The organism is Geobacillus jurassicus NBRC 107829 (assembly GCF_001544315.1).
Taxonomy (GTDB): domain Bacteria; phylum Bacillota; class Bacilli; order Bacillales; family Anoxybacillaceae; genus Geobacillus; species Geobacillus jurassicus.
Genome location: NZ_BCQG01000029.1, coordinates 17396 through 43737 on the forward strand (window position 1 = coordinate 17396; position 26342 = coordinate 43737).

Below are 26342 nucleotides of genomic sequence, written 5' to 3' on the forward strand. Positions count from 1 at the left end.
TGAAAGCCATTCCGTTTCGGAGTGGCTTTTGATTTGCCGTGCGCATCGCCATCCGTTATAATTATTTATGGTCAAAGAAGGTCAAATGGAGGGAACGGCATGGATGCAAGCCGTTTGACGGAAAAACTGCAAGAGGCGTTCATGGCGGCGCAATCGCTCGCCAAAGAACGACATCATCAACAGCTTGATGTCGAGCATCTCCTGATTGCGCTGCTCGAACAAGAAGGCGGCCTGGCGCCGCGGTTGTTGGAGCTTTCCGGCGCCGACAAGGAAAAGGCCGCTGACTGGCTTCGCAGCCAGCTTCGCCAAAAGCCTGAAGTGCATGGGGCGGACGGGCAGCTGTATGTTGCGCCCGCCTTGGCGCGGCTGCTTGAGGAGGCGGAAAACGAAGCGAAGCGAATGCAAGACGAGTACATATCGGTCGAACATGTGCTGCTCGCGTTGCCTCATGGCGCCGAGCCGGTCGCTCGGCAGCTGGCGTCGTTTGGACTGACGAAGGAAGCACTATTAGCGGCAGTGAGAAAAGTAAGGGGGAATCAACGCGTGACGAGTCCACATCCGGAAGCAACCTATGAAGCGTTGGCAAAATACGGGCGCGATCTTGTCGCGGAAGCGAAAGCTGGAAAAATCGACCCGGTCATCGGCCGCGACAGTGAAATTCGCCGCGTCATCCGCATTTTGTCGCGGAAGACGAAAAACAACCCTGTGTTGATCGGCGAGCCGGGCGTCGGGAAGACCGCTATTGTCGAAGGGCTCGCTCAACGCATCGTGCGCAAAGACGTCCCGGAAGGGCTGAAAGACAAAACGATTTTCGCTCTTGATATGAGCGCGCTCGTCGCCGGAGCAAAGTTTCGCGGTGAATTTGAAGAACGGCTGAAAGCGGTATTGAACGAAATCAAAAAAAGCGACGGCCGCATCATTTTGTTTATTGACGAGCTGCATACGATCGTCGGCGCCGGCAGAGCGGAAGGGGCGATTGACGCCGGCAATATGCTCAAGCCGATGCTTGCCCGCGGCGAGCTGCGCTGCATCGGGGCGACGACGCTTGATGAGTACCGGCAATACATTGAAAAAGACCCGGCGCTCGAGCGCCGCTTCCAACAAGTGCTTGTCCAAGAGCCGAGTGTCGAGGACACGATTTCGATTTTGCGCGGATTGAAAGAGCGGTATGAAGTGCACCATGGAGTGAAAATCCACGATCGCGCGCTCGTCGCGGCTGCCGTTTTGTCCGACCGTTACATCTCTGACCGCTTTTTGCCTGACAAAGCGATCGATTTGGTCGATGAAGCGTGCGCGACGATCCGGACGGAAATGGAATCGATGCCGTCGGAGCTGGACGAAGTGATGCGCCGCGTCATGCAGTTGGAAATTGAAGAGGCGGCCTTAAGCAAAGAAACGGATGAAGCGAGCCGCGAGCGGCTTGCGGCGCTGCAAAAAGAACTCGCGGATTTGCGCGAAAAAGCGAATGCGATGAAGGCGAAATGGCAAAAGGAAAAAGAAGCGCTTGACCGCGTCCGCCGCGTGCGCGAGGCGCTCGAGCGGGCAAAGCGCGAACTGGAAGATGCGGAAAACGAGTATGATTTAAACAAAGCGGCGGAGCTTCGCCATGGCCGCATTCCGCAGTTGGAAAAGCAACTCAAACAGCTCGAGCAAGAAATCAGTGAGCAAAGTGAAGGGAAATTGCTGCGCGAGGAAGTGACGGAAGAAGAGATTGCCGAAATCGTGTCGCGCTGGACTGGCATTCCGCTCACCCGCCTCGTCGAGGGAGAGAGGGAAAAGCTGCTTCGCCTTCATGAGTTGCTGCATAGACGGGTCATCGGTCAAGACGAAGCGGTCGAGCTTGTCGCTGACGCCGTCTTGCGGGCGCGGGCCGGCATGAAAGACCCGAACCGCCCGATCGGATCGTTTTTGTTCCTTGGACCGACCGGCGTCGGCAAAACGGAACTTGCCAAAGCGCTCGCCGAGGCGCTGTTTGACAGTGAGGAGCAGCTCATCCGTCTTGACATGTCCGAGTATATGGAAAAACACGCCGTCTCCCGCTTGATCGGAGCGCCGCCCGGCTATGTCGGCTATGAGGAAGGCGGCCAGCTGACCGAGGCGGTGCGGCGCAAGCCGTATTCCGTTCTGTTGTTCGATGAAATCGAAAAAGCTCATCCGGAAGTGTTCAATCTTTTGCTGCAGCTGCTTGATGACGGGCGGCTCACCGACTCGCAAGGGCGGACGGTCGATTTTAAAAATACGGTTGTCATTATGACGTCGAACATCGGCTCACCGCTTTTGTTGGAAAACAAAAACGGCGAAATCGATGAATCAACGCGCCAGCAAGTGCTTGACCAATTGCGCGCCCATTTCCGGCCGGAGTTTTTAAACCGGATTGACGATGTCGTCTTGTTTAAGCCGCTGTCGATGAATGAAGTGAAAGGCATCGTCGAAAAGTTCGCCCGTGAACTGTCGCGCCGTTTGGCGGATCGGCATATCGAACTCGTGTTGACCGAAGCGGCGAAGCAATACATCGCCGAAGCGGGCTTCGACCCGGTATACGGCGCTCGGCCGCTCAAACGGTTTATGCAAAAGCAAATCGAAACGCCTCTCGCCAAAGAGTTGATCGCTGGGCGGGTGAAAGATTACAGCACCGTCACGGTCGATGTTGACAACGGACGGCTCGTCATCCGTCCGTCGGTGTAAACGAGCCGAAGGGGCGCCGCCGACGCGGAGAGATGTGCTTCTTGTCTGCTGGGGCTGATCGTATGGTTTGAGCATAGGCGGAAAACACAAGTCCAGATCAATAGAGAGTCAACTATCCCCACTTAAAGCCTAGCGGCTTTTGAAGTAGGGGCTTCTCGATGAGAGATGACAAAAACAACGCCTTGGGACTTTCACCCCAAGGCGTTGTCTTATGAAGCGAATGATCAATGATGGTGATCCCCGGCCGGTTCGTCCGGAATCAAGGCCGCAACCACGAAGACTAAGATCGTCACGATGACGCCAAGCAAAGCACCGGTTGCGAAGTTATAGCCGATCCCTTGCATCGAGCCCATGACGTACGTTGCCATTTGCACGAGCAAAAACGTCCAGAAAAACGTCCAAAACAAGCGCATCTTTGTTCCTCCCATCTTCGCGTCATTCCTTTTCTTATCTTATCACAATTTGTCGCTTAGGCATATACCCGGACGTTTTTTTTGGCCGCGCATATCGTATACTGTACCATTATGCATTGCCAAACAAGGGTGAATGGAAACGATGGCAGAACAACGGCGGTTTTTTCAACTCGATGAGCAATGGTGCATCGTTCACGTGCCGGAGCGCCCAAATGGGTTTGCCCTTTTTTTAATGGGCGACGGCGACCATTTTGTGAACGAACAGACGAGTTTTTGGCTCGAGCATCCGGGGCGGCGCCAATGGCTGGAAGATTGGTTGGAACGCGGATATACGGTTTTTTCGTCCCATTTGTACGGCCGGCATTGGGGAAGTCCGAAAGCGGTCCGCCTGGCGCGCCAGCTCATTTACTCCGTGTTGAAAAGCGAAATTGTGAACCAGCGCATCTACATCGTCGCCGAAGGAATGGGCGCGCTCGTCGCCTTGCAGCTGCTTGGCGCCATGCCAGGTCAAATCCGCGCCGTCGCCATGCTCAACCCTTGCCTTGACGTACGCGCCCAGCTTGACTATGAACGGGAGCATCCATTCGTGTACCGGCGGATGGTGAAGGAAATCGCGATTGCCTATGGCTTGAAAGAAGAAGAGGTGCCGGAGGCCGTTCCGTCCCTCTTTCTCAGTCCTCATGACGTTCCGGTCACGATTTGGCAGCTGGCCGGAGTGAGCCCGTATCCATCCGCCTTGCATAGCCGTAAATATGAACAATGGATGAAAACGATAAACAACCGGGTGCGCGTCGTTTACGAGCTGCTGGAGAAACGGCGCCAACTGGCTGCGCAAATCGGGCAATTTTTCCGCCAATACAATGAACTCCCGTAAACGACAAGGGCAGACGCATCGATTGGTGCGTCTGCTATTTTTTCAATAAGTCGACGAGCGAGGTGATCTTTTTCACGAGCGGTTTTAATTGTTGCAGTGAGTCGGCTAGCGTATTGACGTTTTCAAACAGCTTCATGAAATCGATGTTCGGCAGTGAAGGCGGCTCCGCCCCGTTCCCCTGGTCTTCGCGATCGCCGGCTGGTCGGAGTGGAAAAGGACCGAACATCAGGCGGGAAAAACGGTCGCGCGGTTCGCCGTGTTGTTCTCGTGCTTCGCCGTTGGCCATGGGCGATCCTCCCTTTCGTGCGATAGTTGCTCGTATTTGTATTGTATGGCAGAAAGGAAAAAGCGGTTTGGACAAATGCCTTTGGGGGGCACGGAAAGCGCTGGTTCAACTTTCGTTTTCTATTGCGCATCCACGCTCTTTCGGCTAAAATTAGTACCAAGTAATAATAATTGGTGATGTAGACTGATTGTACATTCAGTTTGGTTGTCAGCGCGAGTGTTTTTCGCCATTTTGGGAAAGAAAGAGGAGATGGATGATATGGGAGCAGGAATTATCGGGATCGGCCGCTATGTGCCGGAAAAGGTGTTGCCCAACTTTGATTTGGAAAAAATGATGGATACATCGGATGAATGGATCCGGACGCGCACTGGGATCGAGGAGCGCCGCATCGCTCCGGATGATATCGATACGTCCGATATGGCGTATTTTGCTGCAGAAAGGGCGCTTCACGATGCCGGCATTGAGGCGAAAGACATTGATTTGATTTTAGTCGCCACGGTTACGCCGGATCGCTCCTTTCCGTCTGTGGCTTGTATGCTCCAAGAGCGTCTTGGCGCTGTCAACGCTGCGGCGATGGATCTCAGCGCCGCTTGCGCTGGATTTATGTACGGGATGGTCACCGCTGCTCAATTTATTGACACCGGTGTCTACAAGTATATATTAGTAGTGGGGGCAGATAAGCTATCGAAAATCACCGATTGGACCGACCGCAACACGGCGGTGCTGTTCGGCGACGGCGCCGGAGCGGTCGTCATGGGTCCGGTGTCGCCGGGGCGAGGCATTTTATCGTTTGAATTGGGAGCCGACGGAACAGGAGGAAAACATTTATACAAAGACGAATATATCGTCATGAACGGCCGTGAAGTGTTCAAGTTCGCCGTCCGGCAGATGGGGGAGTCAAGCGTGCGCGTGCTTGAGAAAGCGGGGCTTACGAAAGATGATGTTGACTTTCTCATTCCGCATCAAGCGAACATCCGCATCGTCGAAGCGGCCAGACAGCGGCTCGAGCTGCCGGAAGAGAAAATATCGACAACCATCCGTCGATATGGCAACACGTCGGCCGCATCCATTCCGATTTCACTTGTCGAAGAGCTTGAAGCGGGCAAAATCCATGACGATGATCTCATCATCATGGTCGGATTCGGCGGCGGGCTGACGTGGGGCGCAATCGCTTTGCGCTGGGGCCGTTAACGGCACATTCATTATTCGAATAAAAGGAGAGACGGAAGCGATGGAAAAAAGACGAGTCGTCGTGACAGGCATAGGCGCCGTCACCCCGCTTGGAAATGACGCAGAAACAACGTGGAAAAACATTATCGCCGGCCAGTCCGGCATCGACATTGTCACCCGCGTCAATCCGGACGACTTTCCGGCGAAAGTGGCAGCGGAAGTGAAAGATTTCGATCCGTCGCTGTTTATCGACCGCCGCGAGGCGCGCAAGATGGACCGATTTACGCAATACGCCGTGGCCGCGGCGCTCATGGCGGTCAAAGATGCCAATCTTGAAATTAATGAACATAATGCCGAACGGGTCGGCGTTTGGATCGGTTCTGGCATCGGCGGCATGGAGACGTTTGAACAGCAGTTTGAGATTTTCCAGCAGCGTGGTTATCGCCGAGTGAGCCCGTTTTTCGTGCCAATGATGATCCCAGATATGGCTGCTGGGCAAGTGTCGATCATCCTCGGTGCGAAAGGGATCAATTCGTGCACGGTGACCGCTTGCGCAACCGGGGCGAACTCGATCGGCGATGCGTTTAAAGTCATTCAGCGCGGTGACGCCGATGTCATGATCACCGGCGGAACGGAAGCGCCGATTACGAAAATGTCGTTCGCCGGCTTTTGCGCCAATACGGCACTTTCGACCAACCCGGACCCGAAAACGGCGAGCCGTCCGTTTGACAAAAACCGCGACGGTTTCGTCATGGGCGAGGGAGCAGGCATCGTCGTTCTGGAGGAATTGGAGCACGCTTTGCGCCGCGGCGCGAAGATTTACGCAGAAATTGTCGGCTACGGTGCGACCGCCGATGCGTACCACATCACCGCGCCGGCGCCGGGCGGCGAGGGCGGCGTGCGGGCGATGCGCCAGGCGCTTCATGACGCCGGCCTGAAACCGGAAGAGATCGATTACATCAATGCCCACGGTACGAGCACCGAGTACAATGACAAGTATGAGACGGCGGCGATCAAAGAAGTGTTCGGTGATCATGCGTATAAGCTCGCCGTCAGCTCGACGAAGTCGATGACCGGGCATTTGCTCGGGGCGACCGGCGCGGTGGAAGCGATTTTCTCCGTGCTGGCGATCCGCGACGGCGTCATTCCGCCGACGATCAACTACGAAACGCCTGATCCGGAATGCGACCTCGACTATGTGCCGAATGAAGCGCGCAAGCAAGACGTGCGCGCGGTCTTAAGCAACTCATTTGGATTTGGCGGCCATAACGCGACATTGATTTTTAAAAAATATGCGTAATCGATGGAAATGAGAGCCTTGGTTGAGCGGAGCCGAAAACGCAGGGCATGCTTGGCGGGCGGGTTCGGTTCAGCGCCAGGCTCTTTTTTTTTGTCTTGTTCACCGTCTCTTTCCCTCTAACATAACGTAAGAGAAAAAGGAGGGAGACGCGATGGGATTGCTTCCGACCGATCGATGGCTGGAAGAGGATGAAGGTGATCCGCTTCGTTTGTGCGTGCGATTGGCGCCGCTTTTTGGTGAGGCGCCGGTGCGTCATATTTACAGCTATTTGCGGCTGTATGGCATGTACCGAAGCGCCCGGCAGGCTGAGCGGCTTTTGCCGGAGATGAAGGCGAGCCGCCTTTGGGAGCGGCTCGACCGCCTGTATGATCGGCAGCGGGTGATATGGAAGGGACCGGACGTTCCGGTGTTTTTGCTGCCGGCCGATGACGAAAACCGGAAGCTGAAGCGCGAGTTCCAAGGAAAAGGCGGGGTGGCGTTTGCCGATAAGTTGTTTTTCTTCTTGCTGCCTGATCATCGCGACGAGGAGATCGCTGCGTTGGTGGCGCATGAATATAACCACGTCTGCCGCCTCAAGCAGCTGCCGAACGAAGGCGAAGATGCGACGTTGCTGGATGCAGTCGTTATGGAAGGATTGGCGGAGCATGCGGTCGCCGAGATGGTCGGCGCCGAGCAGTGCGCGGTCTGGACGAAGTATTACACTGATGCGGAGATTGAACGGTTTTGGCGGCGCTATATTGTCCCAAACCAACATTTGCCCGTTTCGCATCCACATACTTCCCGAATTTTGTACGGGCTTGGATGGCATCCGAAAATGGGCGGCTATGCGGTCGGATATGCCATCGTTCGCCGCTGTCTTGAGCGAGGGTATCCGCTCGCCAAACTGATGGCGATGGAAGCGAAAGAAATCGCGGCGTTGGCAGGGTTTGACGTCCAGCAGCAGGGGGCATCTTAACTCGGAATCGCGTTGCAACACGTCAATGCCGTTTATCGTCAAGGAGCAAAGGTGCATCGGGCGGCAAACAGGCATGTTGTCCACGAAGCCGACATATATATAGAACAAGGACGTGGACAAGAAGGAAGGGAAGCCCGATGGTCCGCCTGTTTTTTTATTTGGTCGGTTTCGGTTTTTCGGTCGTCGGCGGCATGATGGTGATCGTCTATTTAAACATCATCACCCCGGAGCGCAGTTTTAGCGAATACTTATCTTATATCGCCACAAGGGCGGAATGTTATTTATTGCCCATCGGCCTCCTATTGATGTGGGGGAGTTTGACGTTTCCAAGCCACAGCTCCTAGAGGGGAAAAGAGGGGGCAATGGAATAAAATTCTTGCCCTCTGCCTATACTGATGGACAAACACGTCTGGAAGTGAGGGGTATCGCATGCTTTACTTGCATGACATCTGGGTCAACTGGTTTGAAGGCGAAGAGAACGGGTATAACGTCTGCCATTTCCACGAATGGCGCAAAGACGATCAAATCGAACTGCTTGACCAAGTGCCGCTGTTAAAAGTGTCCCCGGCTGTGTTTCATTACATTGAAAACAGTTTGTCCGATCTTCCGAAGCCGCTGTTAGACGACGTGTATCAGAAAGCGTACGTCCGCAAAAACCATGAACGCATCCAGCTTGACTATTGCTTCGTCGTGACCGATGGAGACGGCATTTTGGCCGTCGACACGATCGGCTACCACATTCCGATCCGCAAAAGCCGCCTCATTCCGCGTCAGGAACAACTCGTCTACGAAATGGCGGTCGAAGCGGAGGAACGGGACTATCCGCTGCCGAGGTATGAAAAAGAATACCACATTTTATCGCCGGCGCCGGAACTGATGTGCGGGCTCACGCGCAAAGAGCGGCAGTTGAAACAGCTGTTGTTTATGGCGCTTGACCAGCTGTATTCGACGAAAAACGGTGCTGAGGTGCGCTATTGGTATACGGAATGGGCGCCGGAAAAGTATGCGGACATTCAAAAAATGTCATTTGAGGAAGCATGGGAACGGTTGTACGAAGAGACGAAACACGGCTGGTCGAAGCGGCACGAGCAACTGTGCGAAAACTTGATCAAAGGGCAGCCATTTTTCGAAAAACTGTGGGAAATGGAGCAAGAACCGAAAGTCAATTAAAAAACGGGCCAAGGCGATGGGCGCCTGCCCGTTTTTGTATGGCTTCGCTGGATGCGGCTATTTATCGCCGCCGCCCGAGCCCCATGGCTTGCTCCATTTTGCGCACCATTTCTGATGCCACCCGATTTGCTTTTTCCGCCCCTTCATCCAACACGCGGTCAAGCTCCTTGCTTTCCATCCAATGGTGATACCGCTCTTGGATCGGCCGAAGCGTTTCGATGACCACTTGAGCGAGGTCGGCTTTGAAGACGCCGTATCCTTTTCCTTCGTATTGCCGCTCCAGCTCCTCGATCGATTGACCGGATAGCGTCGAATAAATATTGAGCAAGTTCGAAATGCCCGGTTTCGCTTCTTTGTCGTAGCGAATCGTTCCTTCCGAGTCGGTGACCGCGCTTTTGATCTTCTTCTCGATCATTTTCGCATCATCAAGCAGCGTAATGTACGCTTTTGGGTTCGGGTCGGATTTGCTCATTTTTTTTGTCGGGTCGACAAGCGACATGATGCGGGCGCCGACTTTCGGAATGCGCGCCTCGGGAATAGTGAACAGCTCGCCATACCGTTTGTTGAAGCGCTCGGCTAGATCCCGCGTCAGTTCGATATGCTGTTTTTGGTCTTCACCGACGGGGACGATGTCTGTGTTGTAAAGCAAAATGTCAGCAGCCATCAGCGGCGGATACGTGAGCAGTCCGGCGCTGACCGCCTCTTTGCCGGCCGATTTGTCCTTAAACTGCGTCATTCGTTCAAGCTCACCGATATAAACGATGCACTGCAGCATCCAAGCGGCTTGAGCGTGCGCCGGCACTTCCGACTGAATGAACAACGTCGCCTGCGTCGGGTCGATGCCGACCGCCAAATACAAGGCGGCGAGGCGGCGAATGTTTTGCCGCAGTTCGTGTGGGTCTTGCGGAACGGTAATGGCGTGCTGGTCGACGATGCAAAAATAGCAGTTGTATTCGTGCTGCAGCTCGACAAACTGCCGCATCGCCCCGATGTAGTTGCCAAGGGTGATGACGCCGCTTGGCTGAATGCCGGAAAAAATCGTTTTCATCGTTCTCACTCCTCGATGGTAATGAAAAATGAAAAGGCCCTGCCATCCCTCTGATAGGGACGGTAGGACCGCGGTGCCACCCTACTTATTGCGCCAACAAGCACAATCGCTCAGCCCATGCTTCACGCATGGCCCCCTGTAACGCGGGGAAACGTCCTCGCCTACTGCGCCGCCGGTTCAGCGGGAAGCTCGAAAGCCCATTCCATATGGCTAGCCGCTTGTTCGCACCGTCCACAAGCTCTCTGAAGGCATCGCCATATGTACTCTTCTTTCTCATCGCTCGGTTTATCCTACATTTGCCTTACATTATACGGAAAACATTCAGCTGTTGCAACCTTATTGCACTGCATACCCGGCGGCGATCATAACCAGAAACAGAAGCAGACCAGAAAAGAGCAGCGGATACGTGATGGCGAAACGCCGCGGACTGAGCGGCTCCTCCGTTTCATGTTCTGCTGCCGCTTCCTCAAGATACCGCTCCACCTTCGTTCTATTCCTGCGCAATCGGCGAAACCCGTATGCGAATCCGTTGAAAAAACCGCGTTCATAAACAAACAAAAGCCCGCCGAGCGACAGAGGCAAAAGGGAAAGCAAAAACGAAACGTTAATAAAGGCCACCGCGGTCCATGCTCCCTGCCCCATCACGATGAGTGCGCTCACCGCCAGCATCGCGGCAACAAGCCATCCGGTTCGAACAGCGATCTGTTTCATGTCATTGTTCCCGCCTTTCTGCTGTCATTTTTATTTTATCATAAACCGTGTGGACGGGAAGGTTGTCAAAATTATTAACAAAGTTATATTAAAAAACACAGAAGAAACTTGGAAGTTCAGGAATGATTTGTTTTGAAGCCGAGAGAAAGGGCAAAAAAAATTATATTGTAAGCGTTTTCTTTATCTATAGACAGAAATTTTTTATTTACAATTGCATCAAAAGTCGTTACAATGCAGATGGAAATACAAGCCGATCTTCATCCCTGTTTGCAAGTAGTCCGAATTTTTTTTATTTAAGAAAATAAAAAAATCCTTTTCAAATATATTAATACAGGATATAATAGGCGATGTAAGTACAATCTTCTGAAACCAAATAGTTCAGAAGATTTGTAATACACTACATATTAAGGGGGTTTTTAGTGAAGAAGCGATTCTCTTTATTCCTCGTCCTGCTTCTCGCGCTGTCAACGTTCCTCGCAGCGTGCGGCGGAGGCAAGGACAACAACAACGCCCAAGGCGGCCAAGGCGGCGAAAAGCCGGCGGAGAAGAAGGAGCAGGTGCTGAACTTGCTCGATTCTTCGGAAATTCCGACGCTTGATTCAGCGCTTGCCACCGACCAAGTATCGTTCATCGTTTTGAACAACGTCATGGAAGGCCTGTACCGTTTAGGCAAAGACAACAAGCCAGTGCCGGGAGTAGCGGAAAGCTATGAAGTGAGCCAAGACGGCAAAACGTACACGTTCAAGCTTCGCAAAGACGCGAAATGGTCAAACGGCGATCCGGTGACGGCGCACGATTTCGTGTTCGCTTGGAAGCGTGTGCTTGATCCGAAAACGAAATCCGAGTATGCGTACATCATGTACGACATTAAAAACGCGGAAGAAGTCAACACGGGCAAACTGCCGCTTGACCAGCTCGGCGTCAAAGCTCTTGACGATTACACGCTCCAAGTGGAGCTGAAAAACCCGGTTCCGTATTTCGTCGGCTTGACAGGGTTTGGCACGTTTATGCCACAAAACGAAAAATTTGTGAAAGCGCAAGGCGAGAAATACGGTCTTGAAGCCAACACGACGCTGTACAACGGCCCGTTCGTGTTAAGCGAGTGGAAGCACGAACAAGGCTGGACGTACACGAAAAACCCGAACTACTGGGACAAAGACACCGTCAAGCTGGAAAAAGTCAATGTGAAAGTCGTGAAAGACACGGCAACGGCCGTCAACTTGTATGAAACAAAACAAGCGGATCGCGTCGGCTTGACGGCGGAGTTCGTCGACAAGTACAAAAACGATAAAAACTTCCATACGAAATTGGATCCGTCGCTCTATTGGCTGCGCATGAATACGAAGAAAGAACCGTTGAACAATGTCAACGCCCGCAAAGCCATTGCAATGGCGATCGACAAGCAAGCGATGGTGGATACGCTGCTTAACAACGGTTCGGTGCCGGCCAACTACACTGTTCCGAAGGACTTCGTCACCGGTCCGGATGGAAAAGACTTCCGTGATGTCAATGGCGATTTAGTCACTTACAATCCGGATGAAGCGAAAAAACTGTGGGAGCAAGCGAAAAAAGAGCTGGGCAAAGACAAATTCACGCTTGAGCTGTTGAACTATGACAGCGACAGCGCGAAGAAAATCGGCGAGTATGTGAAAGCGCAGCTTGAACAAAACTTGCCGGGCTTGACGATCAATATTAAACAACAACCGTTTGCACAAAAATTGAAGCTCGAAAGCAGCATGCAATATGATTTGTCGTTCTCCGGCTGGGGTCCGGACTATCAAGACCCAATGACGTTCTTGCAGCTTTGGACATCGACAAGCCCGCACAACGAAACAGGCTGGTCGAATCCTGAGTACGACAAGCTGATCAAAGACGCGCAAACGACGCTTGCCAACGATCAACAAGCTCGTTGGGATGCAATGCTGAAAGCGGAAAAAATCGTCTTTGAAGGAATGCCGATCGCTCCGCTGTATCAACGCGGCGCCGCCTACTTGCAGCGTGAATACGTCAAAGACTTCGTCACGCATACGTTCGGCGCTGACTACAGCTTGAAATGGGCGTATATTGAGTAACCGTTCTCTCAGAGATGCGGAGGAGAGTATATGCATAGGCATATACTCTCCTTTTGCCTGCCAAGGCGAAAAATGTCGAAAAACAGCGAAGATTATAGAAAAGCAGAGGAGGTGCGGTCATGGCGCGGTATACGTTTCAGCGGTTCGTTTATATGGTCATCACGTTGTTTATTATTGCGACGTTAACGTTCTTTTTAATGAAGCTATTGCCGGGTTCGCCGTTGCAAAACCAAGAGAAATTAACGCCGGAACAGAAGGCGCTCATTTTAAAAGAATACGGATTGGATAAGCCCGTGCCTGTTCAATACATTCAATATTTAGGGAATTTATTGAAGGGGGATTTGGGGGTATCGTTCCAATATGACAATCGTCCTGTGACAGAGCTCATTAGCGACCGAATCGGTCCGTCGGCTCAGCTCGGGTTTCAAGCGATTGTCTTTGGAACGATCGTCGGGTTGATTCTCGGAATTGTCGCGGCGATTCGACACAATCATTGGGAAGATTATACAGCTACCGTCATTGCGGTGTTGGGCGCCTCGATCCCGTCGTTTGTGTTAGGAGGATTTTTGCAATATTTCATCGCTGTGAAACTGCAATGGCTTCCGGTTGCCTTTTGGGAAGGCTTCAAATATACGATTCTCCCGACCTTGGCGCTCTCTGTCGGGGTCATCGCCAGTATCGCCCGTTTTATGCGCACCGAGATGCTGGAAGTGTTGAGCTCTGACTACATTTTGACGGCTCGGGCGAAAGGAATCAGCCAAGCGGGGGTCATTATGAAGCACGCCATCCGCAACTCGCTTATCCCTGTCATTACCATTTTAGGCCCGATGACCGTCAATTTAATGACAGGAACGCTTGTCATTGAGAAACTGTTTGCTGTCCCTGGTCTTGGGGAGCAGTTTGTCCGTTCGATTGAACTGAACGATTATCCCGTTATTATGGGAACGACGTTGTTTTATTCAGCCTTGTTGATTTTGGCAGTCTTCATCGTTGATGTGTTGTACGGGGTTGTTGACCCACGCATCCGGTTAGCGGGAGGGAAAAAATGATGGCGAAACAACAATACGAACAACTTTCACCGGAATGGTTTCAGCCCGCCCCGCCGAATGTCGGTGAGCAGGAAAAAATCAATCGACCGAGCTTGACGTTTTGGCAGGATGCTTGGCTTCGCCTTCGGGAAAACAAGGCAGCGATCGTGGGGCTCGTGATGATTATCATTTTGACGCTCATGGCGATCATCGCCCCGATGGCAAGCGACCGGACGTATAAGGATCAAAACTTGCGGCATGCGAAACTTCCGCCGAAAATCCCGGTGCTCGAGCATGTTCATTGGCTTCCGTTTGACGGCCGGGATGCGAACGGCGTTGATGTGTATAAACAGCGCGGCGTGAAAGAGTACTATTGGTTTGGCACGGATGACTTAGGCCGCGACTTGTGGGTGAGAACGTGGTATGGCACGCGCATTTCGCTTTACATTGGTTTGCTGGCGGCGCTGATCGACTTGTTGATCGGAATTGCGTACGGCGGCATTTCCGGCTATTATGGCGGCCGCGTTGACAATGTCATGCAACGGATCATTGAAATTTTAAACGGCATCCCGTATTTAATTATGGTCATTTTGTTCATTTTGATTTTTGAGCCTGGAATCATTTCCATCACGCTGGCGATGGTCATTACCGGTTGGACAACGATGGCGCGCATCGTGCGCGGGCAAGTGCTAAAGCTGAAAAACATGGAATATGTATTGGCGGCGCGGACGCTCGGGGCGCCGACATCACGGCTCATTTTCAAACATTTGATCCCGAACGTCATCGGCCCGATCATTATTACGACGATGTTCACGATTCCATCGGCCATCTTCACTGAGGCGTTTTTGAGCTTTATCGGCCTTGGCATCCGTCCGCCGGAAGCGTCGCTTGGCTCGCTTGTCAATGATGGATACAAATCGATTCAGACGTATCCGCATTTGATGATTATTCCGGCGATTGTCATCAGCTTGCTCATTTTAAGCTTCAACTTGGTGGCAGACGGAATCCGCGATGCGCTTGACCCGAAAATGCGCAAATAACCGACGGAAGGGGTGAAACGGATGGAGAAAATTTTGCAGGTGAACGATTTGCACATTTCTTTTGACATCCATGCCGGTGAAGTGCAAGCCGTGCGCGGCGTCACGTTCGACTTGTATAAAGGGGAGACGCTCGCGATCGTTGGCGAGTCGGGATCAGGGAAATCCGTGACATCCAAGGCGTTGATGCGCCTGTTGCCGACACCGCCGAGCCGGATTAAGCAAGGGGAAATTTTATTTGAAGGAAAAGACTTGACCAAGCTGTCGGAGAAAGAAATGCAGTCGATCCGCGGTGCGAAAATTTCAATGATTTTCCAAGATCCAATGACATCGCTCAATCCGACGATGACGATTGGGAAACAAATTATGGAAGCGATTTTAAAGCATCAAAAGTTGTCGAAAGACGAAGCGCGCAAACGGGCGATAGAACTGTTGCAGCTCGTCGGCATTAAAAACGCCGAGTTGCGCATGAAGCAATACCCGCACCAATTTTCCGGCGGGATGCGCCAGCGTGTTGTCATCGCCATCGCCTTGGCGTGCAATCCGAAAATTTTGATCGCCGATGAACCGACGACAGCGCTTGATGTGACGATTCAGGCGCAAATTTTGGAGCTGATGAAAGACATTCAGAAAAAGCTCGGCATGTCGATTATTTTCATCACCCATGATTTAGGGGTCGTCGCCAACATGGCCGACCGCGTGGCGGTCATGTATGCCGGCAAAATTGTCGAGATCGGCACGGTGGATGAAATTTTTTACAATCCAAAACATCCGTACACGTGGGGGTTGCTGGCCTCGATGCCGAGCCTTGATCATAAAGATACGGAGCTGTATTCGATCCCGGGTTCGCCGCCGGATTTGTTAAATCCGCCAAAAGGCGATGCGTTTGCGCCGCGCAATCCGTATGCGCTCAAAATCGACTACGAGCTCGAGCCGCCGATGTTCCAAGTGTCTGATACGCACTATGCGGCGACATGGCTGTTGCATGAAATGGCGCCGAAAGTGGAACCGCCGGCTATCGTGCGCGAGCGGATGGAACGGTTCGCTGACATCGTCGCCCGGAAAGGAGGGAAACCGCGTGGCTAGACAAAAGCTGCTTGAAGTCAAAAACTTGAAACAGTATTTCCCTGCTGGCCGCGGTGAGGTGGTGAAAGCGGTCGACGGCGTCACCTTTGACATTTATAAAGGGGAAACGTTCGGCCTTGTCGGCGAGTCGGGCTGCGGCAAGTCGACAACGGGGCGGACGATCATCCGGCTCTATGAGGCGACAGACGGGGAAGTGCTGTTTAACGGGGTCAATGTTCACGGCAAAAAATCGAAAAAAGAGCTGAAAGAGTTAAACCGGAAAATGCAGATGATTTTCCAAGATCCGTATGCGTCCTTGAATCCGCGGATGACGGTCGCGGATATTATCGCTGAGGGCATCGACATCCACGGGCTGGCGAAAACGAAAGAAGAACGGATGCAGCGCGTGTATGAATTGCTTGAGACGGTCGGGTTGAACCGCGAGCATGCCAGCCGCTACCCGCATGAGTTTTCCGGCGGTCAACGCCAGCGGATCGGCATCGCCCGCGCGCTGGCCGTCGAGCCGGAGTTCATCATCGCCGATGAGCCGATTTCGGCGCTTGACGTTTCCATTCAGGCGCAAGTCGTCAACTTGCTGAAGCGCCTGCAGCGTGAAAAAGGGTTGACGTACTTGTTTATTGCCCACGACTTGTCGATGGTGAAATACATCAGCGACCGGATCGGCGTCATGTATTTCGGGAAAATGGTCGAGCTCGCCGAATCGGAAGAGCTGTACCGCAATCCGATCCACCCGTACACAAAAGCTTTGTTGTCGGCCATTCCGCTTCCTGATCCGGAAACGGAGCGGACGCGCAAGCGGATCGTTTACGACCCGGCGCAACATGGCTACAAAGATGGAGAGGAACTTGAATTCCGTGAAATTACGCCTGGCCATTTTGTGCTTTGTTCGGAGGAAGAGTATAAGCGGTATCGGGCGATGTATGCCTAGCAGAATAGAAAAGAGCGCCGCTCCTTCATCGCCGCATGATGCGAACGGTGAAAGAGGCGGCGCCCACCTATGCGCCTGTCTTGGCGCGTTATTTTTTTCCCCCGACGACTTTCCATCCTTGTTGGATGCGGCGAGAGGCCTCGACATGCTTTCCACTTTTGTTTCGACCGAACATCCGCTCTCCGATTGTGTTGCTGATGTTCCCCATCAATGCGGTGAGGACGACGATCAATGCCGAAGCAATGGCAAAGTCGATGAAATAGCCGGCCATCGGTTCTTCCTCCCTTTTCCTCTTCTACTTTGATTGTAGAGGATTTGTCTTCACTTTGGAAGAGGAAAGAAAATTGCATTTATCATCGAAAAACTATATCTTTCTTGGCCGATGTATTGTATAATATATCATGTTAAAGTCATTTCAATTTGCAAACGATTGGCAAAGCGGCTGATCGCCAGACTGGCATTCAGGCCGTGTCGCTATGCTGTCAGACGTCAAACCGGCATAGCGGTGCACGTCTGTCGTCTGACGGACGAGGGAAGCAAGGGATTCCTTGTCAAAAGGAGTGATCGAAGTGGTCAAGCTATACACATCACCGAGCTGCACGTCATGCCGGAAGGCGAAGGCGTGGCTCGAGAAGCACAATATTCCTTATGTCGAGCGCAATATTTTCTCCGAGCCGCTCACGGTCGAGGAGATTAAAGAAATTTTGCGGATGACGGAAACGGGGACGGATGAGATCATTTCCACCCGTTCGAAAGTATTCCAAAAGCTGAACATTAACTTGGAGTCTCTGCCGCTGCAAGATTTGTATGAACTCATTCAAAAAAATCCCGGCATTTTACGTCGACCGATCATCATTGATGAAAAGCGTCTTCAGGTCGGCTACAACGAGGATGAAATCCGCCGCTTCCTGCCGCGCAAAGTGCGGGCGTATCAGCTTCGCGAAGCGCAACGGCTGGTGAACGGCTAATAAACAGACTTCTACATGGCATGCCATGTAGAAGTTTTTTATCATCTCTAACCGAGAAGATCCCCACTTCCACGCGATCAGCGGAAGTGGGCGCAGCGAAAACGTGGGACACACAGAGCTGGCTTGGCCAACAGCCTGGCGTTGGGCAAGGATTCCCAAGACTCTCCCGTCTCTTGTTTGCGCAGATGGAAGAGCATTCAACATCTGCCGTTCAACGCCATTTACACGGCGCGCGACCGGCGATTGGCCATAAAGCCGAGCAACACGGCAAGAACGGCTGCCGCCATCGGAAAAAGCGTCTCCCCATTCGGGGGGTAAAACGGTCGCAGCCGCTCTTCTGCGGCGATCATCTTTCCAGCGGTGTACGCTAAGAGGGCGCCGCCGGCATAAATGAGAACCGGAAACCGTTCCAAGGAATAAAGGATGATTTTACTGCCTAAAATGATGATAGGAACGGAACAGAGAAAGCCGAACATGACAAGTCCGATATGGCCCTGAGCCGCTCCAGCGATGGCGATAACGTTGTCAAGGCCCATGGCGACATCGGCGGCGACGATCGTCTGGATGGCTTTCCAAAGCGACGGTTCGGCTTTGATCACCGCTGGTTTTTCGTCTTTTTGTCCGATTAGCTTCAAGGCGATCCAAAAGAGGATGATGCCGCCGGCAAGCTGCAAAAAGGGGATGGTTAACAGCCAAACAACGGCTGCCGTCAATACAATGCGGACGGCGATCGCCAACGCGGTGCCGGCAATGATGGCGATATTCCGCTTTTGTTCCGGCAAGTTGCGGCTCGCTAATGCAATGACAACTGCATTGTCCCCGCCGAGAACGATGTCAATGCCGATAATGAGCAAGATCGAGACGATGTATTCATCCACCATAGACGTCCCTCATTCCGTCCGTGTTCATCATCATTATAGTAGGGCATGGCCGGTTTCATAACCAATTTTTAAAAACGCGTTTTTTTATTTCCCTTCTCTCGCTTTTTATCATAAAATAAAAGTACAAGATATAAGTTTTTTATTTAAATAGTTTTAGGGGCACGATCCCTTCCCTTTTTTATTTCTTTGTTTTTAGAAGGGAGAGTTGAGAAATGGAAATCGAACGCATCAACGAGCATACCGTGAAGTTTTACATTTCGTATGTTGATATAGAGGAGCGCGGCTTTGACCGCGAGGAAATTTGGTACAACCGGGAACGGAGTGAAGAATTATTTTGGGAGATGATGGATGAAGTTCATGGCGAAAGCGATTTTTCGCTCGATGGCCCGCTTTGGATCCAAGTGCAGGCGCTCGAAAAAGGGCTCGAAGTCGTCGTGACGAAAGCGCAGTTGTCTAAAGACGGAAGCAAGCTCGAGCTGCCGCTTCCAGAAGAGAAATGGCGCGAGTTTTCGCTGTCGGCTGATGAAAAGGTGGAATCGCTGTTCGGCCACCATTTCCACTTTGGCCAAACCGAAGATGCCGAGGAGAGAGAAGAGCAAGACGTTCTTCAGTTCATCCTTTCGTTCAAGGACATCGAGGACGTCATTTCCTTGGCTCACCGCGCCGACTTCTCCGAGCTGTCGAACCGCCTGTTCCAATTTGAAGGCCGCTATTACTTGTTCGTCGAGTTTGACGAGCGCTACACCGAGCAGGAAGTAGACAATATGCTCAGCCTTCTGTTGGAATACGGAAGCGATTCGCAGCTGACGATTTATCGCCTTGAAGAATACGGGACTGAAATTATGGGCGACAATGCACTCGAAACGATCAAAACGTATTTTCCAGCCCCATAATGTTTCCATTCCGCCGATTTCGCCGCCAGAAATCGGCGTTTTCTGCGTTAACGGAAGTAAAACGGCTATGATGAAGAGCTGGGTGGAGGGGTTTTGTTGCGAAACACATCTAGAGTGGCGATTCTCGTCGTCATTGTTGGTGCGTTGTTAGTATTGACGCGTGGGTTGTGGGAAGGGAAGCTGCTCGGCGTTTTGAGTGTGCTCATCTCTTGCTCGGTTGTGTTCATCGCCTTTGTCATTTCCCTCGAGAACCGGAAGCCGGCGCAGACGATCGCTTGGCTGGCGGTGCTGGGGAGCTTTCCAATCGTGGGCTTTTTGTTCTATTTATTGTTCGGACGCAATTACTGGCAACAACGACGCTATAAAAAGAAAGCCGATTTTGATGAGGCGGTGCTGCTCAAGTTCCAAGAGCCGTCACCGATTGCCATCGAGCGGCTGCCGATGGCGCCCCATCAGCGTCCGCTTTTGCGCCTTGCTTATCGCATCGGCCGGCATCCGGTTTCACTCGCGTCGCAGACGGCGGTGTTGACCAACGGTGAGGAGACATTTTCGGCCATTTTTGCCGAACTGGAAAAAGCGGAGCACCATATTCATTTAGAATATTATATCGTCCGTCATGATGAAATCGGTCAACGGTTGAAGCGCGTCTTGATAGAAAAGGCGCGCCAAGGGGTGCGCGTCCGTTTTTTGTACGATGCCGTTGGGAGTTGGAAGCTGTCAAACGCCTATATCGAGGAGCTGCGCGCGGCCGGAGTCGAGATGATCCCGTTTTCGCCAGTGCGCCTGCCGTTTTTAAGCAACCAGATCAATTTCCGCAATCACCGAAAAATCATTGTCATCGATGGAGGCGTCGGCTTTGTCGGCGGGCTGAACATCGGGGATGAGTATTTAGGAAAAAACAAATATTTCGGATTTTGGCGTGATACGCACTTATTGATCCGTGGTGAAGCCGTCCGGACGCTGCAGCTCATTTTTTTGCAAGATTGGTATTACATGACGGGGGAACGCTTGTTGACGCCGGACTATTTGTCGCCGCCGCTCATCGTCGAGGAAGGGCAAGGCGGGGTGCAGCTCATCGCCGGCGGTCCGGACCAAAAGTGGGAAGTGATCAAACAGCTGTATTTTGCCATGATTACGTCGGCGAAACAATCGATTTGGGTTGCCTCGCCGTACTTTGTGCCGGATGAGGACATTTTGACGGCGCTCAAAGTGGCGGCGTTAAGCGGCATCGACGTTCGCCTGCTGGCGCCAAAGCGTCCGGACAAAAAAATTGTCTTTTACGCTTCGCGCTCGTATTTTCCCGAGCTGCTCGAGGCCGGGGTGAAAATTTACGAGTATGAAAAAGGGTTTTTGCACAGCAAAGTCATCGTCGTCGACGGCGAGCTTGCCTCGATCGGCACGGCGAACATGGATATGCGCAGTTTTCATTTAAACTTTGAAGTGAACGCCTTTTTGTATTATACCGACAGCATTCATAAACTCGTCCGCGATTTTTTGGAAGATTTTCGCCACGCTTCCATGATCGATTACGAACAGTTTCAACAGCGCCCGTTCCGGGTGCGTGTCGCTGAATCGGTCTCCCGCCTGTTGTCGCCGCTGTTGTGATAAACTGCGCAAAAGCGCTTGTGACGCCAAGTCCGCCGAATCGGCGGACTTTTTTTGGCGCAGTCTGGCTCAGGGCAGGAAAAACGGCGATGGTCGACGAATAAAAGGGAAGAGCTGGATGGTTAAGGGGGGGAAGCAGAGGACACTCTCAACGGCTCCCGCCCGCAGGCAACCATTTTTCACTGGAAAGGAAGTGATCGCATTGTTTGTCGCTCTCTCAACCGATGGCAGGCCGGTTTCACTTGCCGGGGCGGAACGATGGGAACGAGAGCGGCTGATGCGCCTGAAACGACAGGAACCGTTTTTTTGTCCCGCGTGCCGCCAAGAAGTGGTGCTCCGATCTGGCCGCTATCGTTTGCCGCATTTTGCCCATCGGAAAGGGACGGCCTGCCCGGTCGAGCACGAGCCGGAGTCGGAGCGCCACTTAACCGGTAAGCGAGACTTGTTCGCGTGGCTCATCCGCCAAGGCATCGAGGCGAAGCTCGAGCCGTATTTGCCCGCCATCAAGCAGCGACCTGATGTATTGTTCCGCCATGGCCCTCACCTTTATGCCCTCGAATACCAATGTTCCACGATCGATGAATCGCTGTTTCGCGAACGCAATGACGGCTATCGCCGCCTCGGCATCCGCCCGTTGTGGGTGTTAGGAGCCCATCATTTGCGGCGTTCGACAAAATATTCGGGTGAAGTGCTGCTTTCCCGATTTCAATGGCTGTTTGCCCACCGTGTCCCGCATTCGGTTGTTCCGCATATATGGTACTACAGCCCAGAGACGAAGCGCTTCATCCATCTTGTCCGCCCGTTGCCGCTGTCGGTGCAGCGGACATTGGCTGTGGTCGATTCGGTTCCGCTTTCGTCGCTTTCTTTCCCCGATTGGATGGCTTCCTGCCCGTTGCCGCTTCCGCCCGCGTTTTGGGAACGTTGGCTCGAACGCAAAAAGCAATGGCGGCGGACGTTTCCGCTGTATCCGAACCAAACCGTGCGCCGCATTTGTGCTGACTTTTACCAGACGGGCATCGTTCCGCCGCTGTTTCCGACCGAAGCAGGCTGGCCGCTTCCGCGAGGGTATTTATGGGAGACGGCGCCGTTTATTTGGCAAACGTACGTGCTTTTGTTTCTTCTTGGCAAGACGGATCGGCCGATGACAGCATCGTCTTTATTTCAATGGCTTGACGAGAAAATCCGCACCGGCCGCCTCGCCCCGCGCCGGCTGCCGCTTGTCGGCCGGGATACGCATCGCGAGGCCGTCGGCGAGTATTTGCATTGGTTGAGCCTGCTCGGCTATCTCCATCGCGAAGAGGGCGGACGGCTTCATTTGGTGAAGCCGCTGTCGTTTCCGGCAACTGTCGACGAAGTGATTCGCCAAGACGCCGCGCTTCTTGAACAAATCCGCCAAACGCCAGCGCTTAGCTGCTATTGCTCGGCGCTTGAGTTCGGGAGAGTGGAAAAAATGAGCAGAAAACAGGAAAAGATGAACGAAATGGTGAATAATAATTCGTGTATGATGATTTGCAAGGAGGAACGATGACAGTGGAGGAAAAGAAAACGAAAAAGTCGCTGCCGCTGCGAAGCGAGATTCCGGTGGAAGAAACGTGGCGGCTTGAGGACATTTTTCCGACTGATGATGCTTGGGAAGAAGAATTCAAGCAAGTAAAGGCGGTGATTCCGAAGCTTAGCGAATACAAAGGGCGGCTTGGCGAATCGCCGGAAGTGCTGTATGAAGCATTGCAATACCAAGATGAAGTGTCGATGCGCCTCGGCAAGCTGTATACATACGCCCATATGCGCTATGACCAAGATACGACGAACTCGTTTTACCAAGGGCTTGACGCTCGGGCGAAAGGCTTGTACAGCGAAGCATCGAGCGCGATGGCGTTTATCGTGCCGGAAATTTTGGCGATCGATGAAGCGGTGTTGCGCTCGTTTTTGGAACAATACGAACCGCTTCGCTTGTATGCGCATGCGCTAGACGAGATTACGCGCCAGCGCCCGCATGTATTGTCGGCAGAAGAAGAAGCGATATTGGCGCAGGCGGCCGAGGTGATGCAGGCGACATCCGACACGTTCAGCGCGTTAAACAACGCTGATTTGACGTTTCCGACGATCATCGATGAAAACGGCGAGGAAGTCGAAGTGACGCATGGTCGGTTCATCCGCTTTTTAGAAAGCGCTGACCGTCGCGTCCGCCGCGATGCGTTTTATGCCGTGTACCATACGTATGAAAAGTTTCAAAACACGTTCGCCAATACGCTCGCCGGCACGGTGAAAAAGGACAACTTTTTCGCCCGCGTCCGCCGTTACCGTTCGGCGCGGGAAGCGGCGCTGGATGCGAACAACATTCCGGAGAGCGTCTATGACAACTTGATCGCCACGATTCACGAACATTTGCCGCTGTTGCACCGGTACGTACGGCTGCGCAAACGAGTGCTTGGGCTTGATGAGCTGCATATGTACGACTTGTACACGCCGCTTGTTAAAGATGTGAAAATGGAAGTAACGTACGAGGAAGCGAAGCAGTACATGCTTGAAGGGCTTGCACCGCTTGGCGAGGAATATGTGGCGATCGTGAAAGAAGGTCTTGACAACCGTTGGGTCGATGTGCGCGAAAACAAAGGAAAGCGAAGCGGCGCCTATTCGTCGGGAGCGTACGGCACCCATCCGTACATTTTGCTCAACTGGCAGGACAATGTGAACAATTTGTTTACACTTGTGCATGAGTTTGGCCATTCGGTGCACAGCTACTACACACGCAAAACGCAGCCATATCCGTACGCCCATTATTCAATCTTTGTCGCTGAAGTGGCGTCGACGTGCAATGAGGCGCTGTTGAACGACTATTTGCTGAAAACGATCGATGATGAGAAAAAGCGGCTCTATTTGCTCAATCACTACCTCGAAGGGTTCCGCGGCACCGTCTTTCGACAGACGATGTTCGCTGAGTTTGAGCATTTGATCCATGTGAAGGCGCAGCAAGGAGAGGCGTTGACGGCTGAGACGCTGACTTCCCTTTATTACGACTTAAATAAAAAGTATTTTGGCGAAGATATTGTCGTAGACAAAGAAATCGGCCTCGAGTGGGCGCGCATTCCGCATTTTTATTACAACTACTATGTGTATCAGTACGCGACCGGCTTCAGCGCGGCGACTGCACTCAGCAAACAGATTTTGGAAGAAGGGAAGCCGGCGGTGGGGCGGTACATCGACTTTTTGAAAGCCGGCAGCTCTGATTACCCGATTGAAGTGCTGAAAAAAGCTGGCGTCGACATGACGAGCGCCGAGCCGATCCGCCAAGCGTGTCAAGTGTTCGCCGAAAAGCTCGAAGAGATGGAGAGATTGCTTGAGAAATGAAACGAATGCGGCGCTACAGCCGCATTCGTTTCGACGGAAATCCCCGAAACTGATGGCGGCGGTTCCATGTCGCTACCAAACCAAGCAAGGAGAGAAACAAAAGCGGCATGGTCGTCCAGAGCGGAAGGAGCTGCATGAGGCCGAACAAGTTCAGGATAAATGCAGAAACGGACGCCGCCGCCCAAAGGGATAAGACGATGCGTTGCTTCATGGCGATGCCCCTTTTTCCGTTTGCCTTAGTTGATTATATGCTGTTTGTCTGCCTGTTCATGACGCAGGGTGAATTATGACAATAATGTGAACAATCGAGCAAGCGGGTTGCCAATGGAAGCGGCCGTTTGTTAAGATAAAAATGTGAACGGAAGACAAAACCTGATACCCCTTTGTTTGACCGTGAACAATTTCTCCCATCCCCTTTGTTGTCTTGGCAAAAAGAAAAAGCCCGGCATCAGCCGGGCTTTTTCTTGTGCCCGTCCCTAGCAGATCGCTAGGGACGGGCATTATCGATATAGCGCCAAAATGTTCCGTGTTTGACGGGCACCCGCTCCACTTTTTGCTTTAGCTGCAGCTTTTTCATTTCCGTTTCCGCTTCTTGGATCGTCCAGTTGTACACAACGGCAACTTCTTTTGTGGCGACGAATTTAAAATGGCTTAAAAATGATTCCAGCGGAGGGGGAGAGGACGGCTCAGGATGGAAGCCGAGCATTTCGGCGATCAATTCGACGTAGATGTCATACGGATAGCATCCGGAAATTTTAATGCCTTCGTCTTCAATGTTTTCGTTAAACAACACAAGCGTAGGAATTTCGTCGACGTCCATTTCCGAGGTGATTTTTAAATCGCATTGGAACGCTTTCGCCGCTCCGGGCGAGTGCATGTCGCGCAGAAATTCATCGACATCCAAGCCCGCTTCGACGGCGCATTCGGCGAGCACCGACAAATCAGCGACATTTTGTTTTTCGAGAAAGAACTGTTCTTGCAGCTTGCGCAAAAAGCGAAGGCCAGCCCGCTTTCCTTGCATTTCCGCCGCCTTGATGGCGAGCGATGGGGCAAACGGGCTCGAAATCGGGTTTTCAAGCCAAACGCTCCCGTCGCATGACATGCCGGTTCGGCTCGCCGCCCACTCCCATGCTTTGGCCATTGCCTCCGGCTTCGTTCCTTTGCGTGCGCTCCATGTCGCCCATGTTCCGCTCAATATGTGCCTTAAGGTAAAAAAACGGCCGTACTCGATCGTCAACTTTTTGATGACTGGTTCCAGCCCCCAGCATTCCGGGCATAAAGGATCGATAAACAAATACAGCTCGAGCGGTTTGTTCGTGTTGCCTAGCGGCTGGGAAGGGAAGCAGGCGGGCGCCGTCGTCTTCCCAGCAAACTTCTCACTCAAGGGAATGCTCCTTTCTGTCCAGATGATCCGGGGTGTTGACCATATGGTGGGCGGTGAGCACAAGCCGGTGATAAAACTGTTCGCGCGCCGGCCCGGACAAGCCGATTTCGTCCATGGCCGCCCGCATGCAGGAAAGCCATGCCTCCGCCCGCTTCGGCGTAATTTCAAAGCGGAGATGGCGCGCCCTCAGCATTGGGTGTCCATGCTCTGCTGTGTAAAGCGGAGGGCCGCCTAAATATTGCGTTAAAAACTGCTTTTGCTTGCGGGCGGTTTCCGTCAAATCGTCAGGGAAAATGGGCCGCAAGTCCGGATGCGCGGCCACACGTCGGTAAAATGCCTCGACAAGTTTCGCAATCGTCTCCTCTCCGCCGATCGCCTCATAAAGGGTTTGCCATTGTTCTCCCATCGCGGATGCTCCTTTTGTTTGAAACTCATTCGTTGTCGTTTGATTGCTATTTTATCAACAGCACGCATGGATCTCAAACAAAGTGACTCGAGCG

General features: G+C 52.6%; 26 protein-coding genes and 1 other annotated feature. Of the genes, 17 read left to right on the forward strand and 9 right to left on the reverse strand.

The window, feature by feature from the left end; all coding sequences use genetic code 11:
- Positions 1–99 precede the first annotated feature (99 nt).
- Positions 100–2685 (forward strand): ATP-dependent chaperone ClpB, encoded by a 2586-nt coding sequence (gene clpB, locus GJ1_RS09935; RefSeq protein ID WP_066231727.1) that lies wholly within the window; start codon positions 100–102, stop codon positions 2683–2685.
- A gap of 224 nt (positions 2686–2909) precedes the next feature.
- Here the strand turns inward: clpB and GJ1_RS09940 are convergent, their stop codons facing one another.
- Positions 2910–3098 (reverse strand): YjzD family protein, encoded by a 189-nt coding sequence (locus GJ1_RS09940; RefSeq protein WP_066231792.1) that lies wholly within the window; start codon positions 3096–3098, stop codon positions 2910–2912.
- A 133-nt stretch (positions 3099–3231) separates the two neighbouring features.
- Between GJ1_RS09940 and GJ1_RS09945 the strand changes: the two genes are divergently transcribed.
- Positions 3232–3972 (forward strand): alpha/beta hydrolase, encoded by a 741-nt coding sequence (locus GJ1_RS09945; RefSeq protein ID WP_066231730.1) that lies wholly within the window; start codon positions 3232–3234, stop codon positions 3970–3972.
- Positions 3973–4006: 34 nt separating this feature from the next.
- Here the strand turns inward: GJ1_RS09945 and GJ1_RS09950 are convergent, their stop codons facing one another.
- Positions 4007–4258: a hypothetical protein gene (locus GJ1_RS09950; RefSeq protein ID WP_066231734.1), complete on the reverse strand. Its 252-nt coding sequence runs from the start codon at positions 4256–4258 to the stop codon at positions 4007–4009.
- Positions 4259–4516: 258 nt separating this feature from the next.
- Between GJ1_RS09950 and GJ1_RS09955 the strand changes: the two genes are divergently transcribed.
- From GJ1_RS09955 to GJ1_RS09975, 5 genes are all read left to right on the forward strand, one after another.
- Positions 4517–5449: a beta-ketoacyl-ACP synthase III gene (locus GJ1_RS09955; protein WP_066231737.1), complete on the forward strand. Its 933-nt coding sequence runs from the start codon at positions 4517–4519 to the stop codon at positions 5447–5449.
- A 40-nt stretch (positions 5450–5489) separates the two neighbouring features.
- On the forward strand, positions 5490–6728 hold the full coding sequence (fabF, locus tag GJ1_RS09960; RefSeq protein WP_066231740.1) for a beta-ketoacyl-ACP synthase II: 1239 nt from the start codon (positions 5490–5492) through the stop codon (positions 6726–6728).
- Positions 6729–6879: 151 nt separating this feature from the next.
- Positions 6880–7683 carry a DUF2268 domain-containing putative Zn-dependent protease gene (locus GJ1_RS09965; RefSeq protein ID WP_066231746.1) on the forward strand — a complete coding sequence of 268 codons (804 nt, stop codon included), beginning with the start codon at positions 6880–6882 and terminating at the stop codon, positions 7681–7683.
- 137 nt (positions 7684–7820) lie between these two features.
- Positions 7821–8027 carry a YuzI family membrane protein gene (locus GJ1_RS09970; RefSeq protein WP_066231749.1) on the forward strand — a complete coding sequence of 69 codons (207 nt, stop codon included), beginning with the start codon at positions 7821–7823 and terminating at the stop codon, positions 8025–8027.
- An 85-nt stretch (positions 8028–8112) separates the two neighbouring features.
- Positions 8113–8853, forward strand: a complete 741-nt coding sequence (locus GJ1_RS09975) for a YjbA family protein (RefSeq protein ID WP_066231753.1) — start codon at positions 8113–8115, stop codon at positions 8851–8853.
- A gap of 61 nt (positions 8854–8914) precedes the next feature.
- On the opposite strand, the gene trpS is transcribed toward GJ1_RS09975, so the two are convergent.
- Positions 8915–9901, reverse strand: coding sequence for a tryptophan--tRNA ligase (trpS, locus tag GJ1_RS09980; RefSeq protein ID WP_066231756.1), 987 nt, complete (start codon positions 9899–9901; stop codon positions 8915–8917).
- A 52-nt stretch (positions 9902–9953) separates the two neighbouring features.
- Positions 9954–10187 (reverse strand) — a binding site (T-box leader).
- Between the two features lie 50 nt (positions 10188–10237).
- Positions 10238–10612, reverse strand: a complete 375-nt coding sequence (locus tag GJ1_RS09985) for a DUF3899 domain-containing protein (RefSeq protein WP_066231758.1) — start codon at positions 10610–10612, stop codon at positions 10238–10240.
- Between the two features lie 419 nt (positions 10613–11031).
- On the opposite strand from GJ1_RS09985, the gene GJ1_RS09990 reads away from it, so the two are divergent.
- The 5 genes from GJ1_RS09990 (at position 11032) to oppF (ending at position 16763) form a co-directional block, all read left to right on the forward strand.
- Positions 11032–12684: a peptide ABC transporter substrate-binding protein gene (locus GJ1_RS09990; RefSeq protein ID WP_066231762.1), complete on the forward strand. Its 1653-nt coding sequence runs from the start codon at positions 11032–11034 to the stop codon at positions 12682–12684.
- A 119-nt stretch (positions 12685–12803) separates the two neighbouring features.
- The gene (gene opp3b / locus GJ1_RS09995) at positions 12804–13733 is read left to right on the forward strand and encodes an oligopeptide ABC transporter permease (protein ID WP_066231764.1); all 930 of its coding nucleotides are present in this window, start codon (positions 12804–12806) and stop codon (positions 13731–13733) included.
- Positions 13730–14752, forward strand: a complete 1023-nt coding sequence (opp3C, locus tag GJ1_RS10000; RefSeq protein WP_044732061.1) for an oligopeptide ABC transporter permease — start codon at positions 13730–13732, stop codon at positions 14750–14752. The genes opp3b and opp3C overlap by 4 nt, the downstream gene beginning before the upstream one ends.
- A gap of 21 nt (positions 14753–14773) precedes the next feature.
- Positions 14774–15835 carry an ABC transporter ATP-binding protein gene (locus GJ1_RS10005; RefSeq protein WP_066231767.1) on the forward strand — a complete coding sequence of 354 codons (1062 nt, stop codon included), beginning with the start codon at positions 14774–14776 and terminating at the stop codon, positions 15833–15835.
- Positions 15828–16763, forward strand: coding sequence for an ABC transporter ATP-binding protein (gene oppF / locus GJ1_RS10010; RefSeq protein ID WP_013523169.1), 936 nt, complete (start codon positions 15828–15830; stop codon positions 16761–16763). The genes GJ1_RS10005 and oppF overlap by 8 nt, the downstream gene beginning before the upstream one ends.
- Before the next feature lie 88 nt (positions 16764–16851).
- Here the strand turns inward: oppF and GJ1_RS10015 are convergent, their stop codons facing one another.
- Positions 16852–17034, reverse strand: a complete 183-nt coding sequence (locus GJ1_RS10015; protein WP_011230317.1) for a hypothetical protein — start codon at positions 17032–17034, stop codon at positions 16852–16854.
- 298 nt (positions 17035–17332) lie between these two features.
- Between GJ1_RS10015 and spxA the strand changes: the two genes are divergently transcribed.
- Positions 17333–17731 carry a transcriptional regulator SpxA gene (gene spxA, locus GJ1_RS10020; RefSeq protein WP_044732058.1) on the forward strand — a complete coding sequence of 133 codons (399 nt, stop codon included), beginning with the start codon at positions 17333–17335 and terminating at the stop codon, positions 17729–17731.
- Positions 17732–17952: 221 nt separating this feature from the next.
- On the opposite strand, the gene GJ1_RS10025 is transcribed toward spxA, so the two are convergent.
- Entirely contained in the window at positions 17953–18612 is a 660-nt protein-coding gene (locus GJ1_RS10025) for a TerC family protein (protein WP_066231770.1), read from the reverse strand.
- 212 nt (positions 18613–18824) lie between these two features.
- Here GJ1_RS10025 and mecA point away from each other — a divergent pair, with 212 nt between their 5' ends.
- From mecA to pepF, 4 genes are all read left to right on the forward strand, one after another.
- Positions 18825–19505 carry an adaptor protein MecA gene (gene mecA, locus GJ1_RS10030; protein WP_044732056.1) on the forward strand — a complete coding sequence of 227 codons (681 nt, stop codon included), beginning with the start codon at positions 18825–18827 and terminating at the stop codon, positions 19503–19505.
- A 96-nt stretch (positions 19506–19601) separates the two neighbouring features.
- Entirely contained in the window at positions 19602–21110 is a 1509-nt protein-coding gene (gene cls, locus GJ1_RS10035; RefSeq protein ID WP_066231772.1) for a cardiolipin synthase, read from the forward strand.
- Between the two features lie 202 nt (positions 21111–21312).
- Positions 21313–22638, forward strand: coding sequence for a competence protein CoiA (locus GJ1_RS10040; RefSeq protein WP_066231775.1), 1326 nt, complete (start codon positions 21313–21315; stop codon positions 22636–22638).
- Positions 22635–24458, forward strand: a complete 1824-nt coding sequence (gene pepF, locus GJ1_RS10045) for an oligoendopeptidase F (protein ID WP_066231779.1) — start codon at positions 22635–22637, stop codon at positions 24456–24458. Before GJ1_RS10040 ends, pepF begins: the two co-directional genes overlap by 4 nt.
- A gap of 13 nt (positions 24459–24471) precedes the next feature.
- On the opposite strand, the gene GJ1_RS10050 is transcribed toward pepF, so the two are convergent.
- From GJ1_RS10050 to GJ1_RS10060, 3 genes are all read right to left on the reverse strand, one after another.
- Entirely contained in the window at positions 24472–24669 is a 198-nt protein-coding gene (locus tag GJ1_RS10050) for a hypothetical protein (RefSeq protein ID WP_066231783.1), read from the reverse strand.
- Between the two features lie 276 nt (positions 24670–24945).
- Entirely contained in the window at positions 24946–25842 is an 897-nt protein-coding gene (spxH, locus tag GJ1_RS10055; protein ID WP_066231786.1) for a ClpXP adapter protein SpxH, read from the reverse strand.
- Positions 25835–26248 carry a globin domain-containing protein gene (locus GJ1_RS10060; protein WP_066231789.1) on the reverse strand — a complete coding sequence of 138 codons (414 nt, stop codon included), beginning with the start codon at positions 26246–26248 and terminating at the stop codon, positions 25835–25837. The genes spxH and GJ1_RS10060 overlap by 8 nt, the downstream gene beginning before the upstream one ends.
- Between the last annotated feature and the right edge of the window lie 94 nt (positions 26249–26342).

Coding starts and splice junctions, on each gene's coding strand:
- clpB (WP_066231727.1), top strand. CDS start 100: ATGGATGCAAGCCGTTTGACGGAAAAACTGCAAGAGGCGTTCATGGCG.
- GJ1_RS09940 (WP_066231792.1), bottom strand. CDS start 3,098: ATGCGCTTGTTTTGGACGTTTTTCTGGACGTTTTTGCTCGTGCAAATG.
- GJ1_RS09945 (WP_066231730.1), top strand. CDS start 3,232: ATGGAAACGATGGCAGAACAACGGCGGTTTTTTCAACTCGATGAGCAA.
- GJ1_RS09950 (WP_066231734.1), bottom strand. CDS start 4,258: ATGGCCAACGGCGAAGCACGAGAACAACACGGCGAACCGCGCGACCGT.
- GJ1_RS09955 (WP_066231737.1), top strand. CDS start 4,517: ATGGGAGCAGGAATTATCGGGATCGGCCGCTATGTGCCGGAAAAGGTG.
- fabF (WP_066231740.1), top strand. CDS start 5,490: ATGGAAAAAAGACGAGTCGTCGTGACAGGCATAGGCGCCGTCACCCCG.
- GJ1_RS09965 (WP_066231746.1), top strand. CDS start 6,880: ATGGGATTGCTTCCGACCGATCGATGGCTGGAAGAGGATGAAGGTGAT.
- GJ1_RS09970 (WP_066231749.1), top strand. CDS start 7,821: ATGGTCCGCCTGTTTTTTTATTTGGTCGGTTTCGGTTTTTCGGTCGTC.
- GJ1_RS09975 (WP_066231753.1), top strand. CDS start 8,113: ATGCTTTACTTGCATGACATCTGGGTCAACTGGTTTGAAGGCGAAGAG.
- trpS (WP_066231756.1), bottom strand. CDS start 9,901: ATGAAAACGATTTTTTCCGGCATTCAGCCAAGCGGCGTCATCACCCTT.
- GJ1_RS09985 (WP_066231758.1), bottom strand. CDS start 10,612: ATGAAACAGATCGCTGTTCGAACCGGATGGCTTGTTGCCGCGATGCTG.
- opp3b (WP_066231764.1), top strand. CDS start 12,804: ATGGCGCGGTATACGTTTCAGCGGTTCGTTTATATGGTCATCACGTTG.
- opp3C (WP_044732061.1), top strand. CDS start 13,730: ATGATGGCGAAACAACAATACGAACAACTTTCACCGGAATGGTTTCAG.
- GJ1_RS10005 (WP_066231767.1), top strand. CDS start 14,774: ATGGAGAAAATTTTGCAGGTGAACGATTTGCACATTTCTTTTGACATC.
- GJ1_RS10015 (WP_011230317.1), bottom strand. CDS start 17,034: ATGGCCGGCTATTTCATCGACTTTGCCATTGCTTCGGCATTGATCGTC.
- GJ1_RS10025 (WP_066231770.1), bottom strand. CDS start 18,612: ATGGTGGATGAATACATCGTCTCGATCTTGCTCATTATCGGCATTGAC.
- mecA (WP_044732056.1), top strand. CDS start 18,825: ATGGAAATCGAACGCATCAACGAGCATACCGTGAAGTTTTACATTTCG.
- pepF (WP_066231779.1), top strand. CDS start 22,635: ATGACAGTGGAGGAAAAGAAAACGAAAAAGTCGCTGCCGCTGCGAAGC.
- GJ1_RS10050 (WP_066231783.1), bottom strand. CDS start 24,669: ATGAAGCAACGCATCGTCTTATCCCTTTGGGCGGCGGCGTCCGTTTCT.
- GJ1_RS10060 (WP_066231789.1), bottom strand. CDS start 26,248: ATGGGAGAACAATGGCAAACCCTTTATGAGGCGATCGGCGGAGAGGAG.